This window comes from Stutzerimonas stutzeri SDM-LAC (genome assembly GCF_000235745.1).
In the GTDB taxonomy this organism is placed as follows: Bacteria; Pseudomonadota; Gammaproteobacteria; order Pseudomonadales; family Pseudomonadaceae; genus Stutzerimonas; species Stutzerimonas stutzeri_H.
Map to the genome: position 1 here is coordinate 1 of NZ_AGSX01000115.1, position 14,912 is coordinate 14,912.

At 61.8% G+C, this 14,912-nt stretch carries 14 protein-coding genes and 1 pseudogene; 8 read left to right on the forward strand and 7 right to left on the reverse strand.

Features of this window, described 5'->3' with window-relative positions:
• Positions 1 to 598 (forward strand): RadC family protein (radC, locus tag PSTU_RS0111710; RefSeq protein WP_019341216.1); only part of this gene is annotated, 598 nt, incomplete at its 5' end.
• 37 nt (positions 599 to 635) lie between these two features.
• Here radC and PSTU_RS0111715 read toward each other — a convergent pair.
• The gene (locus PSTU_RS0111715) at positions 636 to 1,976 is read right to left on the reverse strand and encodes a hypothetical protein (RefSeq protein ID WP_019341217.1); all 1,341 of its coding nucleotides are present in this window, start codon (positions 1,974 to 1,976) and stop codon (positions 636 to 638) included.
• A complete protein-coding gene (locus PSTU_RS0111720; RefSeq protein WP_019341218.1) occupies positions 1,977 to 2,423 on the reverse strand; it encodes a PaaI family thioesterase in 447 nt (148 codons plus the stop codon). It lies immediately after the preceding gene.
• A gap of 144 nt (positions 2,424 to 2,567) precedes the next feature.
• Between PSTU_RS0111720 and PSTU_RS0111725 the strand changes: the two genes are divergently transcribed.
• Entirely contained in the window at positions 2,568 to 4,085 is a 1,518-nt protein-coding gene (locus tag PSTU_RS0111725; protein ID WP_019341219.1) for a 3-hydroxyacyl-CoA dehydrogenase, read from the forward strand.
• A 209-nt stretch (positions 4,086 to 4,294) separates the two neighbouring features.
• Positions 4,295 to 5,863, forward strand: a complete 1,569-nt coding sequence (locus PSTU_RS0111730; protein ID WP_019341220.1) for a methyl-accepting chemotaxis protein — start codon at positions 4,295 to 4,297, stop codon at positions 5,861 to 5,863.
• Between the two features lie 217 nt (positions 5,864 to 6,080).
• Here the strand turns inward: PSTU_RS0111730 and PSTU_RS0111735 are convergent, their stop codons facing one another.
• The 4 genes from PSTU_RS0111735 to PSTU_RS0111750 all read right to left on the reverse strand — a co-directional run bounded on the left by PSTU_RS0111735 (position 6,081) and on the right by PSTU_RS0111750 (position 10,560).
• On the reverse strand, positions 6,081 to 6,830 hold the full coding sequence (locus PSTU_RS0111735) for a hypothetical protein (protein ID WP_019341221.1): 750 nt from the start codon (positions 6,828 to 6,830) through the stop codon (positions 6,081 to 6,083).
• A gap of 185 nt (positions 6,831 to 7,015) precedes the next feature.
• The gene (locus PSTU_RS0111740; protein WP_029404745.1) at positions 7,016 to 8,563 is read right to left on the reverse strand and encodes a phospholipase D family protein; all 1,548 of its coding nucleotides are present in this window, start codon (positions 8,561 to 8,563) and stop codon (positions 7,016 to 7,018) included.
• Positions 8,564 to 8,624: 61 nt separating this feature from the next.
• Entirely contained in the window at positions 8,625 to 9,935 is a 1,311-nt protein-coding gene (locus tag PSTU_RS0111745) for an NAD(P)/FAD-dependent oxidoreductase (RefSeq protein WP_019341223.1), read from the reverse strand.
• A 136-nt stretch (positions 9,936 to 10,071) separates the two neighbouring features.
• Positions 10,072 to 10,560, reverse strand: a complete 489-nt coding sequence (locus tag PSTU_RS0111750; RefSeq protein WP_019341224.1) for an Lrp/AsnC ligand binding domain-containing protein — start codon at positions 10,558 to 10,560, stop codon at positions 10,072 to 10,074.
• Positions 10,561 to 10,707: 147 nt separating this feature from the next.
• Here PSTU_RS0111750 and dadA point away from each other — a divergent pair, with 147 nt between their 5' ends.
• From dadA to PSTU_RS20745, 5 genes and pseudogenes are all read left to right on the forward strand, one after another.
• Positions 10,708 to 12,006 (forward strand): D-amino acid dehydrogenase, encoded by a 1,299-nt coding sequence (gene dadA, locus PSTU_RS0111755; RefSeq protein ID WP_019341225.1) that lies wholly within the window; start codon positions 10,708 to 10,710, stop codon positions 12,004 to 12,006.
• Positions 11,981 to 12,337, forward strand: a complete 357-nt coding sequence (locus PSTU_RS0111760) for a RidA family protein (RefSeq protein WP_019341226.1) — start codon at positions 11,981 to 11,983, stop codon at positions 12,335 to 12,337. Before dadA ends, PSTU_RS0111760 begins: the two co-directional genes overlap by 26 nt.
• A 110-nt stretch (positions 12,338 to 12,447) precedes the next feature.
• Positions 12,448 to 12,996, forward strand: coding sequence for a cupin domain-containing protein (locus PSTU_RS0111765; protein ID WP_019341227.1), 549 nt, complete (start codon positions 12,448 to 12,450; stop codon positions 12,994 to 12,996).
• Between the two features lie 162 nt (positions 12,997 to 13,158).
• Positions 13,159 to 13,581 carry a c-type cytochrome gene (locus PSTU_RS0111770; RefSeq protein WP_019341228.1) on the forward strand — a complete coding sequence of 141 codons (423 nt, stop codon included), beginning with the start codon at positions 13,159 to 13,161 and terminating at the stop codon, positions 13,579 to 13,581.
• A gap of 143 nt (positions 13,582 to 13,724) precedes the next feature.
• A pseudogene (locus tag PSTU_RS20745) lies at positions 13,725 to 14,230 on the forward strand (cupin domain-containing protein).
• A gap of 32 nt (positions 14,231 to 14,262) precedes the next feature.
• Here PSTU_RS20745 and xpt read toward each other — a convergent pair.
• Entirely contained in the window at positions 14,263 to 14,835 is a 573-nt protein-coding gene (gene xpt, locus PSTU_RS0111780; RefSeq protein WP_019341230.1) for a xanthine phosphoribosyltransferase, read from the reverse strand.
• Positions 14,836 to 14,912 lie beyond the last annotated feature (77 nt).

A 14,912-nucleotide genomic window follows, 5' to 3' on the forward strand; every position in this document is an offset into this window, starting at 1 on the left:
TGCGGAGCTGTTGGCGATTTTTCTACGCACCGGCGTAACGGGAAAAAGCGCGGTGGATCTGGCGCGGCATCTGCTCAATGAGTTCGGCAGTCTGCGGGCGTTACTCGAAAGTGATCTCATCCAGTTCAGCGAACACCTGGGCCTGGGACCGGCCAAATTTGCTCAATTGCAGGCCGTACTGGAAATGGCCCGACGGCACCTGGCTGAGCGCATCCGTCGTGATTCGGCACTGGAAAGCCCGCAGGCCGTGCGTGATTATCTCAAGGCACGCCTGCGGCATGAGCCGCACGAACTTTTCGCCTGTCTGTTTCTCGATTCCAAACACCGTGTATTGGCGTTCGAGGTTCTGTTTCACGGCACGATCGATGGAGCCAGCGTATATCCCCGCCAGGTGGTCAAGCGTGCGTTGGCACAGAACGCCGCAGCGGTCATTCTGACCCACAACCATCCATCCGGCGTCGCCGAGCCTAGCCAGGCCGATCGACAGCTGACCCGCCGCCTCAGCGAGGCGCTGGCGCTTATCGATGTGCGGGTAATTGATCATTTTATCGTCGGTGATGGCGAACCATTGTCCATGGCCGAGCATGGCTGGATGTAACCCTGCGAATTGCGCGAAAAGCGGACCGGACAAGTGCTCACGCCAGCAGCGGGATAAGCAGCAGCGGGAGCAGCACGCTCAGGACGAAGCGGCCATTCCAGCCGACAGCGATGCGCCAGGGTGACAGTTGGGCATGGCGCGCCAGCAACACTGCCGAGGGGCCGTAGGGCGAGAGCAGCATCGCCAGCGAAAACCCGAACAGCAGCGCCACGGCCGGCTGCGTTACCGCCAAGCCCTGGCTCGCCAGCTGTGCCAACAGGGCGGCGCACAGGTTCAGCGATATCAGTGGCGCTACGCCGAGCAGTGCCAGCGCCATGACTGCTAGCGCACCGGCTGCACCCAGGCCAAACAATACCAGTGGCGTGCTATCGAGTTGTTCCGCCAAGTGATGCACCGGCAATACGGCGGCAACCAGTCCGGCGAGCAGCGCCGAGCTGGCAAAGATGAACGTCTCGTTGCGCATACCGATCAGCGTTTCGCTGACCTCACCGACCACTTGGCGCGGCGCGGTCCGCTGCCAGAGCAGGATAACAATCACGGCGGTTGGCACCGTCAGCATCGCGGCCTGGGTGGCCGACAGCCAGGTCAGCGCTGCAAGCAGTGCGATCAGCGCAATGCCGATCAGGCTGCCTAACAACAGGCCATGCAAGCGACCACCGCTTTGTTGGCTTTCCAAGCCGGCTTCGACGCCTGGGTAGTCCACCAATTGTTGCAGGCGGCGATTTTCGATCGGCCAGCCGAACAGCAGCAGAACCAGGCCACCTAGCAGTCCGAAGGGTAGCAGTGCGGTCCAGCTGAGCCCGAGCTCGCGGGTCAGGATTGCCACCGCGACGCTGGTTGGCGCCAGCAAAGGCACCAGGGCGAATCCGCGCAGAGCGGCAACCATCACGGCGCGGCGACCTTCCCGTCGTTGATGATCGTCATAGGGGTGGCGTTCGAGATGCTTTTCCAGCGAGCCGCATATCAGGTTCAGCATGCCGAAGCTGAGAACCGAGCTGATCGCAAATGTGCTCAGTAGATAGCCCGGATAAAGCCATGCCCGAGGACCTGCCAGCAGCAAGCGGTGCAGTTCGCTGAGTTGGTGCAAACGCTTGACCAGACAGTGCATCAGACCCAGCGCGCCGATGAAGGCCGCGTAGTAGGCGGCCGATGACAACAGGCGTGCGCCTTGCTGCCACGTCGCTTCGCCAGACAGCAACCAGTATCCGAGCAGCGCAGCCGTGACAATTCCGAGCCGCCGCGGATAGGGCATCAGCGAGCGCCAGTGCCAGACGAAAAACAGACCCAGCAGGGCGCCGCTGATAACACTCAGCGGCTGAATTCGGGTAACGAGCGCCAGTAGCTCGAACAGTAGAGCCAGTGGCAGTAGCCCGGTCATCTAGGCTGGGAGCTCCCGACGAAGCGCGCCACGCTTGAACACGCCTTCGCCGAACGCGATCAGTCGATCCTGTTCATCCAGCAGGTCACAGCTGGCCATGAACACCTTGTGTCCGGACGAGCGGCATCGCGCCTGGGCTCTGATGCGACTGCCTGCTGCAGCGGCGGCGCTGAAATTGATGTTCATCGATAGCGTCAGCGCCACTCGACGGTCGGCCGGGTCGGCTTCCCAGGTGCCGCACAAGCCCATGGCGACATCCATCAAGGTCGCCATGACGCCGCCGTGCATGTTGCTAGCATTGTTCAGATGGCGTGGCAGCAGATCCAGCGCGAGGGTCGCGTGCTCCGGGCCGTAAGCCAGCAGCTCGCAGCCGATGTCCTGAAAGAAGCCGGTAACGGAGGCGTGAACCTGTTGCAGTTGGTCGGGCGAGTAGTCGGTGCTGGACATGGCGTTCGATCACGGATGGCTTGCTAAGGAGACTGGCAGTCTTTAGGCTCGTGGTCAATTAGATGGAATGAAGTTTCGCAGTGCGAAACTGAAGTGGAGTGTACGTTACCGAATTGCAACGCCATCCCAATTAAGGAGGTTCTCATGTTTTCCCGAATCGGCATTATCGGCGCCGGCGCTATGGGGCGCGGTATCGCGCAGCTCTTCGCCAGCGCCGGGCAGCAGGTCTGGTTGTATGACAGCCGCCCCGAAACCATCGAACAAGCCCTACAGTTCAATCGCGAGCTGCTCGAGCGCAGTGTAGCCAAGGGGCGCATGAGGGCCGATGAGCTGACAGCAGTCCTTGAACGCATGCAGCCGGCGCATCAGTTGGCCGAACTGTCCGGCTGCGACCTCTTGATCGAAGCCATCGTGGAAAACCTGGAAGCCAAGCAGAGCCTGTTCGTCGAGCTGGAAGGCTTGATCGCCGCCGACGCCGTTCTCGCCACCAACACCTCGTCGTTGTCGGTGACCCGCATAGCCAGTGCCTGTAAGCGGCCGGAGCGGGTGGCAGGCTACCACTTCTTCAACCCGGTAACGCTGATGAAGCTGGTCGAGGTGGTTCGTGGTGAGCGCACCGATGCGTCCGTGATCGAGCGCTTGGTGGCGCTGGCCGAGCACGCCGGACATTTCCCTGCGATCACCCCCGATACCCCCGGCTTCCTGGTCAATCACGCCGGTCGCGCCTATGGCACCGAGGCCCAGCGGATTCTCAGCGAGGGCATCGCGACACCGGAACAGATCGACCGCATCTTGCGTGATGGTCCGGGCTTCCGCATGGGCCCGTTCGAGTTGTTCGACCTGACCGGTCTGGACATTTCCCATGCAGTGATGGAGTCGGTGCATGACCAGTTCTATTACGACCCGCGCTACACGCCATCCTATCTCGCCGCACAGCGGGTGGCGGCGGGGTTGCTCGGACGCAAGACCGGCCAGGGCTTCTACCGCTATGAGGACGGTCAGCAGATCCGTACACCGGAGCCCCGCTTCGAACCGGTGAACCTGGGTCGACCGTTCTGGCTCGACAGTATCGAGCCCGAGCTGCGCAGCCAGATCGGATCGGTCCTGCAGCAGGCTGGGGCAGTCCTCGAAGAGGGTGCCGAGCCTTCGGACCAGGCGATCTGCCTGATCACGCCGCTGGGAGAGGATGCAAGTAGCTGCATCGAGCGGCTGGCGCTGCCCGCGGTGCGCACCATCGCGCTGGACCTGTTCAGCGATCTCGACAAACGCCGCGTGCTGATGCGGCAACCCGCGCTGGATCCCGCGCTGGAAGCGCAGGCGCGCCAGGCGTTGGGGGCCGATGGGGTGCCGGTGGAGGTGATCAACGACTCACCGGGTTTCGTCAGTCAGCGCATCGTGGCCAGCATCGTCAACCTGGGTTGCGAAATTGCCCAAAAGGGCATCGCTTCGCCGGAGACGCTCGACCGCGCCGTGACGGTTGCCCTCGGCTACCCGAAGGGACCGCTGGGCTTTGCCGCGCACTACAACCCCGCACGAATCCTGACCATCCTCGAAGGCATGCAGCGCTGTTACGGCTATGAACCGCGTTATCGTCCGAGCCCATGGTTGCGGCGCCGTGTACAGCTCGGTCTGCCGTTGGCGGCGCCGGATCAGGCTCGCTAGGTTGAACGCCTGAGCGCACGTTCAGGCTTCAGCACCGCTTAAGGTTGGCCGCATCCAGCCGCTAAACCGGTAAGTCCGCCGCGCCGGGTGATCTGCAGCATTTGCTAATCGTCCCTGGCCTGGCAGGCCATGTGCCACTAATGAACGATGTTCTTTGCTGGCAGAGGTGGTACAACGCCTTTTTACCGGATGAAAACAAGAGGCCACCGATGCGCCCAATCTTCCGCCTTCACCCCAAGGCCTGTCTGTTTCACGCGGCTGCCCTGCTGGGGTTGCTGCTGTTTCATGGCTGGATGGAACTGCCGTTCTATCTGACTGCGATTTCAATCCTGCTGTTGGCCCTTTGGCCGTGGCTTGGTCCCTGGCGCACGGAGGCAAACGTCTCGGCGTCCGAGGATACCAGCGAGCTGAGCTCCGCTGCGCTGAGCAAGAGTCTTTCCCGCCATACCTGCCATAACGCCTTGTCGGCCGCTCAGGTGTCATTCAGCGCTGAACAGCTGGCGGCACGGCTGCAGTCGCAGCTGGTCGCGGTCAGCGAGATTGCCAATGGCGCCGAGGCGATGACCGCGACTGAGCAGGACAGCGCTGCCCGCGCGCGGCACGCCTTGGAAGCGGCCGAAGCCGTGCGGCGCAGCAGCGACAGCGGGCGTTCCGAGCTTCAGCACGCCATCGAACGCATGCAGCAGCTCAGCGCACAGACCGAAGCCAGCCGCGAGTTGCTTGATGGCCTCTCGACCCGCACCGAAGAGATTCGCCAGATCACCGACGTGATTCAGTCCATCGCCAGCCAGACCAACCTGCTCGCGCTCAATGCGGCAATCGAGGCGGCGCGCGCCGGTGAAGCCGGGCGCGGCTTTGCCGTGGTCGCCGATGAAGTACGCAACCTGGCCGGTCGTACCAGCAGCGCCACGGAAGAGGTGGGCCGGATGGTCAGCGATATCCGTGAGCAAAGCGGCGCGGTGGTGAGCCATATTCAGAAGCAGGCCAGCGAACTCGATGACGCCGCCGCGCAGATCGCAGGAACAGGCATCCAACTGAGCGGTATTGCCGACCTGGCTGGCAATGTCGAAGCCCAGGTGGCAGAAATCGCTGCCGGCACGGCAAGCAATCATGAGCGACTGGCGCAGTTGTTCGTCGCGGTAGAGCAATTGCGTGGCGACGCTCTGGAAAGCGAGACCCAGACGCGCCAATTGGAGCAGGCCGCCGAAAAGCTGGTAGAGCAGGCGGAAACCGTCAGCGAACAGCTCGCCGAGGTACAACTCGATGCCTACCATCAGGATGTTTTCGATCTCGCGCGAGAAGCCGCGGCTGCCGTTGGTGCGCGTTTCGAGGCGGACCTGCAAGCCGGGCGCTTGAGTATTGACGATCTGTTTGATCGCAACTATCGGGCGCAGCCGGGGACCGACCCGATCCGCTACAGCACCCGTTTCGACCGTTACGCTGACGAAGTCCTCCCGGCAATCCAGGAGCCTCTGCTCGCGCGCAACGAGGCGTTGATCTACGCCATCGCGACCACGCCGGACGGCTATGTACCGACCCATAACCGTGCCTTCAGCCAGCCGCCGATCGGCGATCCAGAGATCGATAAGGTCAAGAGTCGCAGCAAGCGACTGTTCAATGACCGCACCGGAGCGCGCTGTGGCAGCCATGAACGCAGGGTGCTGTTGCAGACCTACAGCCGGGACACGGGAGAGCTGATGCATGACCTCTCGGTGCCGATCATGGTCGGCGGGCGCCATTGGGGTGGTCTGCGATTAGGTTACCGTCCAGAGCAATAGTGGCTATGCACGCGCTGGCACAAGCGTCATCACCTTTGGGCCCCCACGCCAATCGATGTCGCGCAGCGCTTCCTCAAGCTGACCAAGCTTGCCGGTCAGGCTATCCGGGTTTCGTGCATGAAAACCTTGACCGGCTATCTTGGCCCAGTACGTGGCCTATCACCGAGACCCGCGTAATCTGCTCCGCCACTTCATCCAATGCCTGAAAGGCGAGCGTTCATTCGGGCGCGAGCGCCATCCATTGGTTGCTGAGGCTGCGCGCGTGGCGATCAACCATGATCGGGGCGAACGCGCGGCCTGACGCGGTGTTGAAGCTGTTATTGCCGCTGTTCATGTCTTCAAGCGCGACCTTGAGAAACTCCCAACGGGTTTTTAGCTTTCCGATGGCTGCGTTGGATTTGCCATCCAGCGTAGCCATTTGCTCATCGATTGACGGGACGAGGCGACGCTCGTCCTGACCTAGGTAGGTGTCCGGTTGTTCGCGTGCGGTTTCGAATGAACCAACATACGCGCGGCTCAGGTATTGCACGGTGAGGTATTCCACCTTGGCTGGAAGCTCGGCGCGAACGTTGGCGCCTTGCTGGCTGCGCACCGCCGTGAGGAAATCGCGCAGCGCCTTGCTCATCTGCAGCGGCCAGCCCCAGGGCATGTCGTCTTCCTCACGGCCGAAGTTTGCGCCTTCGCGCAGCGTTGCCTGCAGGACCTCATGCAATGCGCGCAAATCATTGCGGGCGCTGGGGAAGTCGCCGACCGTGTCGGCCAGCGCCTGGAGGTCGCTTTCCATTCTGGCCAGGTGCGCTTTCTGAAAGCCTTCGCCTCGATAGAGCAACAGGCTGCTGGTGGCGCGGTTGGCATGGATCTGCATGCTTTCCAGCGCGGTGAAGGTCTGAGCGTGGGCCGGATTGAGCAGCGCTGAAAACCAGCACGCCAGCAAAATCAACATCCACAGCGACTTGCGATGAGTCATGTTGCGCTCCCTTTTTATTTTTATAGAAGCAAGTGCCAAGCGTAGAGCCAGCACGGTATAGGCTCGGTAGCCTAGCTAAGGGGTGGCGCTGTGGTATCCCACCAAGGAATTAATTCTGCTGGGACGGCCATTTGCGCCGCAAGTTTGGCGGAAGTGACACGGAACCGCTCGTGCTTATTGCAGTATCAAAGCATCCGCTCCAGTCCGATCACGCGACTGAACCAGGCATTGAACCGTCGCCACGCACCGCCCGGTTCGTGCAGGAAGACCTTTCGCTGCCCGTCATCCTCTGCGATCCAGATCAATCGCGGCTCGCCGTTGCGCTCGATCAGCCGCACTTCGTAGCTGACGGCAGGCGAAGTGCCCTCTTGTGTGAGCTTGTGCACCTGGCCGGCCAGTTCCGGACTGTCGATAAGGATGCCGACCTCGGTATTCCACAGGACTGAGCGGGGGTCGAAGTTCAACGAGCCGAGGAAGACCTGCTGCTGGTCGAACACGGCTGCTTTGCTGTGCAGGCTGGATTCGGAATCGCCACTGATGCTGAAGTGGGCCTCCTGATCCGGTTGCCGGCGCAGTTCGAACAGCCTTACCCCAGCCTTCAGCAGCTCGGCGCGATAGGGGGCATAGCCACCATGCACGGCGGGCACATCGGTGGCTTCCAGCGAATTTGTCAGAATCCGTACTGCAACGCCGTTTCGCGCATGATCGGCGAGGTATTCAGCGCCCTGCTCGGTGGGTACGAAGTAGGCCGAGATCAATGTCAGGGACCGCCGTACGCCATCCATGCTGGGTTGAAGCTGAGTGGTCAGCAGCAGACTTTCATCAGGGATGCCGGGGGCTTCGATCTTGTCCGGGTGATCCCACATCGCTTCGCCAGGTGCCCAGATCAGATCGCCCAGCCAGTGACTCGGGGGCGGGTGCAGCTCACTCATAAGATGCTGATAGCGGCGCTCGTTCTTGCGTCGTTCAGCCTGCAGATAATCAGTGATATCGCGGCGCGCCAGTTCAAGCTCGTCATTGCTCGGCGGATGGCGCAAAAACTGCTGGATCGGCACGCTCAGCGAATGGTTCCAGTACTGGTCGAAGCTGACCACCAGCTGCTCGGCGACCGGGCCGGCAGCCAGCAGGTCGATATCCGTGAAGTTGAAGCTCTGATCGGCATCGAAGTATTCGTCGCCCAGGTTGCGCCCGCCGACGATGGCCAGGCTGCCGTCGGCCAGCATCAGCTTGTTGTGCATCCGTCGGTGTTGCTGGGAAAGGTTGAGCAGCCGACCCAGCGAGCGGGTAATCAAGGTGCTGCGACCGATATGCAGCGGGTTGAATACTCGGATCAGGATGTTCGGGTGTGCTGCCAGAGTGGCGATTTGGTAGTCGCTGCCATTGCTGGTGGTGTCATCGAGCAGTAGACGTACCCTGACGCCGCGGTCGGCGGCGCGCAGCACCTCCTGTATCAGCGCGCGGGTACTGAGGCCGTCGTGGACAATGTAGTACTGCACGTCGAGACTGGTCCGGGCCTTGCGAATCATCTGCATTCGTGCGGAAAAGGCTTCGGCGCTGTCGGACAACAGCCGGAATCCCGAGGTGCCCGCAGGTTGTGCGGCCGCCAGCGCATCGATTCGCTCGGTCAGCGCCGAATCCTGGCTGGGCAGTGCGTAAGACGTTGGGGCGGGCGTGATCTGGCCGGCACAGCCCGCCAGCAACAGCACCGCCACAAGTAGCAGGCGCATGCGCAAGTTCACTCCTGTCGATTGTTATGTTTCCTCGACAGTTTGGACGCCAGCGCAACGGCGAAATTCAGAACTCGTCTTTAAGCCGGTGCCAGAGCATGCCCAGGGCAAGCAACGGTGAGCGCAGCCGCTGACCGCCAGGGAAGGTCGGGTGCGGCACGCGGGCGAACAGATCGAAGCGCCCTTCGATCTGCCCGCTAATGGCTTCGGCCAGCAGGCGCCCGGCCAGATGCGTGGCGTTAAGGCCGTGTCCGGCATAGGCCTGGGCGTAGTACACGTTGGGTTGGTCCGGCAGTCGCCCGATCTGAGGAAGGCGGTTGGCGCCAATCCCGATCATGCCGCCCCACTGGAAATCGATTCGGGTACTGCGCAGGCGGGGGAACACCTCGAGCATCTTTGGCTGCATGTAGGCGGCGATGTCCTTCGGATCGCGTCCAGAGTAGTGGCAGGCGCCGCCAAACAGCAGCCGGCCATCAGCCGACAGGCGAAAGTAATCCAGCGCGACACGTTGATCGCAGACGGCCATGTTCTGCGGCAACAATTCCTGTCTGACCGCGTCAGGCAGCGGCTCGGTGGCGATGATGTAACTGCCGGCCGGTAGCACCTTGCCGGCCAAGGTCTTGTTCAGCGAACCGAGGTAGGCGTTGCCTGCCAGCACGAGCTGGTTGGCGCGCACACTGCCCTGCGCCGTGTGCACGCGGACCTGCGGGCCGTAATCGATTCGTTCTACCGCGGATCGCTCGTAGAGCCGCACGCCAAGCGCCTGCGCTGCAGCGGCTTCGCCCAGTGCCAGATTGAGCGGGTGAAGATGGCCCGAGCCCATGTCGATCAGGCCACCCACATAGCGATCGGAGCCGATGACCTCGTGCATGGCCTCCTTCGGCACCCGCCGTAACGGATAGCGGTAGCCCAGGCGTTGAAGATCAGCGTGATCCGCATCGAAGCCGTCAAGGTGGCGCTGTTTCGTTGCAAGATCGCAGTATCCCCAGGTCAGGTCGCAGTCGATGGCGTAGCGCTCGATGCGCTCGCGCACAATGTCCACCGCCTCGAAACCCATGCGCTTGAGGCTGTCCACGCCCTCGTTGCCCAGCACCGGCTGAAACTGTTCGACGTCATGCCCCACGCCCCGAATCAGTTGCCCGCCGTTGCGACCGCTGGCGCCCCAACCGATTCGGTGGGCTTCCAGCAGCACCACGGACAGTCCGCGTTCCGCCAGTTCGATGGTGGTATTGAGGCCGCTGAAACCGCCGCCGACGATGCAGACGTCGGCCTGTTGTTCGCCTCGCAAAGGCATGAACTCAAGGACTCGATTAGCGCTGGCGGCGTAATAGGAGGCGACGTGATCTTGCGAGTTTGAGGCCGAGTGGCGGTTAGTCATGTTGAGCCTTGGACGATTTGCATGGCCGAAGGGTAGACCGGAGCTCGGGCGGGACGCAAAACCTGGAGTGCCGTTGAGAGGCGCCAGATGCTGGGCGAACAAAGCGTTTCAGAGTCTTTCTTGCGTCCTGCCTGCTTTATTCCGGCACGGGCAGTTCCAGCGACTCCTTCACCTCTTCCATGACGATGTAGCTCTTGGACTCGCGAACATGGGGCAGTTTGAGCAGGATGTCTCCGAGCAGTTTGCGGTACGAGGCCATCTCCGAGATACGGGCCTTGATCAGGTAGTCGAAGTCGCCTGATACCAGATGACATTCCAGCACGTGGGGCAGCTTCAGCACGGCGCGGCGGAACTCCTCGAAGATGTCGCCGGACTTATAGGCCAGGCTGATCTCGACGAACACCAGCAAGCCGCCTTTCAGATGCTGCGGATTCAGCCTCGCGGTGTAACCCATGATGATGCCCTCGCGCTCCAGACGCCTGACGCGCTCGGTGCAGGGCGTGGTCGACAAACCGATACGCTCGCCCAGTTCGGTGAAGGGCATGCGCCCTTCAGTCTGCAGCAGGCGAAGGATCTGCCGATCGATCTTGTCCAGCTCGCGGCGGGTCTGATGTTTGGTGCGCATAGGCGTATCGCCTCTCCAATTGCCGTTCAAGGCGTGAATAAATCGCAAATATAGCCGTTTATATAGCGAAAACCACTGCCTCCTGCTTTCTATACTTCGCTTTAACAGTGGCTCAAAAAAGCCCGGCAGCACGGGTGGGAGGCAGCGATGCGTGTTCTGGTGATGGGTAGCGGCGTGATTGGCACTACCAGTGCCTATTATCTGGCGCGGGCCGGCTTCGAGGTCGTGGTGGTCGACCGTCAACCCGCCGTGGCGATGGAGACCAGCTTTGCCAACGCCGGCCAGGTGTCCCCTGGCTACGCATCGCCCTGGGCTGCACCCGGCGTGCCGTTGAAAGCCATGAAGTGGCTGATGCAGCGCCACGCCCCGCTTGCCATCAAGCTCACCGGCGATGTCCAGCAATACCTGTGGATGGCGCAGATGCTGCGCAACTGCACGGCGGCGCGCTATGCCGTGAACAAGGAGCGCATGGTGCGATTGTCCGAATACAGCCGCGACTGCCTTGACGAGTTGCGCGCTGAAACCGGCATCGACTACGAAGGTCGGCAATGCGGTACGACCCAACTCTTCCGCACTCAGGCGCAGCTGGATAATGCGGCCAAGGACATTGCCGTGCTGGAAGCGTCCGGCGTGCCCTATGAACTGCTCGATCGCGCTGGCATCGCGCGCGCCGAACCGGCGCTGGCTATAGTCTCCGACAAGCTCAGTGGCGCGCTTCGCCTGCCCAACGACCAGACCGGCGATTGTCAGATGTTCACCACCAAGCTGGCCGACATGGCCCGCGAGCTGGGCGTCGAGTTCCGCTTCAATCAGGACATTCAGCGGCTGCAGTTTGCCGGTGACCGGCTTGACGGTGTCTGGATCGATGGCAAGCTGGAAACGGCTGATCGCTACGTGCTGGCGCTGGGCAGCTACAGTCCGCAAATGCTCATGCCGCTCGGTATCCGCGCGCCGGTGTATCCGCTCAAGGGTTACTCATTGACCGTGCCGATCAGCGACCCTGCGATGGCGCCGGTTTCCACCGTGCTCGATGAAACCTATAAGGTCGCCATCACTCGCTTCGATCAGCGCATACGGGTTGGCGGTATGGCCGAAATTGCCGGCCACGATCTTTCGCTCAACCCACGGCGTCGCGAGACCCTGGAAATGGTTGTCGGCGACCTCTTTCCACAGGGCGGCGATCCGACATCCGCCGAACTTTGGACCGGTCTGCGCCCGGCCACGCCGGACGGCACGCCAATCATCGGAGGCACGAGCTATCGCAACCTGTATCTGAACACCGGGCACGGTACCCTTGGCTGGACCATGGCCTGCGGTTCGGGCCGCTTGCTCGCCGACATGCTGGCTAACAAGCGCACGCAGATCAGTACCAATGGTCTCGATATTTCCCGCTATGGCACCCAAAAGGAATCGAACAAGCATGCCCATACAGCGCCTGCACACTAACGCTCGCATGAGCCAGATCGTCATCCACGGCAATACGGTCTATCTGGCCGGCCAGGTCGGCGAGGACATGAGCGCGGGGATCGAACAGCAGACCCGCGAAACGCTCGACAACGTAGAACGCCTGCTGCGGCAGGCCGGTACCGATAAGCAGCACATTCTCTCGGTGACCATCTACTTGAAAGACATCGATGCCGATTTCGCCGGTATGAATGCGGTTTGGGATCAGTGGCTGCCAGAGGGCGTAGCCCCGGCCCGCGCCACGGTAGAGGCCAGGCTTTGCGAGCCGGAGATTCTGGTCGAGCTGTCGGTCGTGGCCGCATTGCCGGCGTAAGCTGATCGCAACACGGGTCGAACCGTCATTTCGTCCCGTTGTGTTGAAAATACTGAACGCCCTCGCCATCATAGTGCCCTCAGCAATCGCTCTTATTGGGGGCTCCCGTATTGGACGTTGGCGTTCGACTGCAAACCATCCGCAAACTAAAGGGCCTGTCCCAGCGCGAACTCGCCAAACGTGCAGGCGTCACCAACAGCACGATTTCCATGATCGAGAAGAACAGCGTCAGCCCGTCGATCAGCTCGCTGAAGAAGGTGCTGGGTGGCATCCCGATGTCGCTGGTCGAGTTCTTCTCTCCCGATTTCGAGCAGGACAGCGATACCCAGGTGGTCTACAAGGCCAGTGAGCTGATCGATATTTCCGACGGTGCGGTGAGCATGAAACTTGTTGGCAAGGCACATCCGGGCCGCGCCATCGCTTTTCTTGCCGAAACCTATCCGCCTGGTGCCGATACCGGCACGGACATGCTGGCGCACCAGGGCGAAGAGGCTGGCATGCTGGTCGAGGGGCGCCTGGAACTGACGGTGAGCGGCCAGACCTATCTATTGGAAACAGGTGACAGCTACTACTTCGAGAGCAGCAAGCCGCATCGTTTTCGTAACCCGTTCGATGCGCCGGCGAAGCTGATCAGTGCGACCACGCCGGCCAACTTTTAACCCACGACACCGATCCAGGCCAAGTACGATGCCGCTGCGACAAAGCGTCGCTGGGGATGGCAGGATCATTCGTATTGTTTCGGCGGGCATGGCTTGCCGTTATACTGACCGCCGCTCGCGATACCGTGGCCGCGGGCGTGTCTAGCCACATGAGGGTATAAGGTGAACCTGATTAAGAAGATCCTGGTAGCACAGACTGCCGTACTGGCCCTGTGGGCAGTGAGCGCTCAGGCTGCGACCAACGAAGAAATTGCCGAGCGGCTCAAGCCGGTAGGCGAAGTGTGTATTCAAGGCGAAGAATGCGCAGCAGCTGGCGCTGCCACTGCTGCCGCTGGCGGCGCTGCCCGCAGCGGAGAAGACGTGGTTGGCAAGTTCTGCAACGCCTGCCACGGCAGCGGTCTGCTGAACTCGCCGAAGGTTGGCGATACAGCCGCCTGGCAAGCACGCGCTGACAAGCAAGGTGGTCTCGATGGCCTGCTGGCGACCGCGATCAGCGGTATCAACGCTATGCCGCCGAAGGGCACCTGTGGCGATTGCTCTGATGATGAGCTGATGGCCGCCATCAAGCACATGTCCGGTCTGTAAGCGTTTACCGGTCAGATAAAGCCGCCGCCGGGCGGCTTTGTCGTTTCTGGCGGGGAGAAAAGCGGCGTGGCTTCGGGTCGAACCTTGAAACACGATCCTTGGGCTGCAGCGATGCCGGTCCAGGCAAGAAAAGTGAGGTGGCCATGCCCAGTTCTGCCCCGCAACCCGAACAGCTGCACTTTTCCAGTGACGGTCGCACGCCGAACAGCGCGCATCCGGTGCTGGTCTATCGCCAGTTGCCGCTGGCCGATACGACTACGCCAGCGCCTTCGGAACCCTGTTCAACAGCCACCTGTGGCCGGCGCAATGGCGTGCAGGTGTGTATGACTACCATCACTACCATTCCACGGCTCACGAGGTGCTCGGCGTTTCGCGGGGTTCGGCGCGGTTGATGCTCGGCGGCGAGCAGGAGCAGGAAGTTGAGGTGCGCACTGGCGATGCGCTGGTACTGCCAGCCGGCACTGGCCATTGCCAGCTCAGCGCCACGGATGATTTTGAAGTGGTGGGCGGTTATCCGGTCGAGCAGCAATACGATTTGCTGCGGCCGGATGAAGGCAATCATGACGAGGCGCAAGCGCGCGCTCAGCGGGTCAGCGTGCCGGTAAGCGATCCGGTGGCTGGCACGCAAGGCGCGCTGGTTGGGCTGTAGCGTGAAGAGTAAGGGCGAAGTTGCGCGAGCCCTTACTCGACGAAAATCACCTGGCCATCACTGAGCGCGGCGACACGGGCCAGCGACTCGACGCGAAAGCCCGCTTCTTCCAATTCCTGGCGACCTGCCTGGAAGGATTTCTCGATGACTATCCCCAGCCCGGCGATGCTGGCGCCGGCCTGCTGGATAATGGAAATCAGGCCCTTGGCGGCTTTGCCGTTGGCCAGGAAATCATCGATGATCAGCACGCGATCAGCGTCGGACAGGTGATTGGTGGAAATCGCGATGGTGCTTTCAACCTGCTTGGTGAAGGAATACACCGAAGCGGTCAGGAGGTGGTCAGTCAGCGTCAGGGACTGATGCTTGCGCGCGAAGATCACCGGAACGCCGAGTTCCAGTCCCGCCATGATCGCGGGCGCGATGCCGGAGGCCTCGATGGTGACGATCTTGGTGATGCCCTCGTCGCGAAACAGCCGGGCGAATTCCTGGCCGATCTGCTGCATCAGCACGGGGTCGATCTGGTGGTTCAGGAAGGCGTCGACCTTGAGTACTCGGTCGGAGAGTACGATGCCTTCATTGCGGATCTTCTGTTTCAGCTGTTCCACGAACGCGCTACCTCAAGCGTGGGCGGCCCGGTACCTCTGACGGTTTCGCGCTCCCGAAAGCCGGGCGGGGGGGGGGC